The 833-nt window shown below is 61.2% G+C and carries 1 protein-coding gene and 1 pseudogene; both read right to left on the bottom strand.

Annotated elements, in window-relative coordinates; translation table 11 throughout:
- Positions 1-33 precede the first annotated feature (33 nt).
- Entirely contained in the window at positions 34-309 is a 276-nt protein-coding gene (locus ML01_RS30405) for a hypothetical protein (protein WP_216819300.1), read from the bottom strand.
- 267 nt (positions 310-576) lie between these two features.
- Positions 577-833, bottom strand: a pseudogene (locus ML01_RS29855) (transposase); the annotation flags it as partial.

The raw sequence follows: 833 nt of genomic DNA, 5'->3' as shown, positions 1-833 counted from the left end.
GGGGGGAGAGCAGGCGTTGAGGTGACGCGAAGGTTAGCAGAAAAACGTGGTCTGTCCCTGTTTTCCGTCGTCCCTGTTTTCCGTCCCTGTTTTCCGTTTTGAAAAACGTGGTCTGTCCCTGTTTTCCGCCTTCCACGTGCGCCGGCCGAGCATGGCGGCGATCTGACGCTCGAACTTCTCGCTGCCAAGGACAAAACCGCCGTTCGTGCACTCGCGCAAGCGCCCGAGAACCTCTGCACTCAGCTCATCTTCAAACAAACTGCGATAGGCTGCGCGGCGCGAAAAACGGGGACAGACCACGTTTTTCACAGACCAAGCTCGCCCTGCCCTTCCGCGTGGCCATCATTCCGGGCGGATCTTCCAGCCGGAGCGCCGGCATCTTGGTCCATAACCGACGGAAGAAGAAGGAAAAACGGTGCTGGACGGAGAGGCGGCTTACTGCCTACAGGGTCTTGGCAGTTTGCCGAGGGAAGCGCACGCCGAGCGCATCAGAAAAACGGGGACAGACCACGTTTTTCACAGACCAAGCTCGCCCTGCCCTTCCGCGAGGGGAAAAACGGGGACAGACCACGTTTTTCACAGACCAAGCTCGCCCTGCCCTTCCGCGTGGCCATCATTCCGGGGCCGTCCGGGCAACCCCTTCCACGTGCGCCGGCCGAGCATGGCGGCGATCTGACGCTCGAACTTCTCGCTGCCAAGGACAAAACCGCCGTTCGTGCACTCGCGCAAGCGCCCGAGAACCTCTGCACTCAGCTCATCTTCAAACAAACTGCGATAGGCTGCGCGGCGCGCTTCGTCCGACTGCGCCAACTCGCGGTAGAGGGCGTGTGCCC

This window comes from Thiohalocapsa sp. ML1, from assembly GCF_001469165.1.
GTDB lineage: Bacteria > Pseudomonadota > Gammaproteobacteria > Chromatiales > Chromatiaceae > Thiohalocapsa.
Note: the sequence above shows the minus strand (reverse complement) of the source record. Positions and strands in the feature narration are given on the sequence as shown.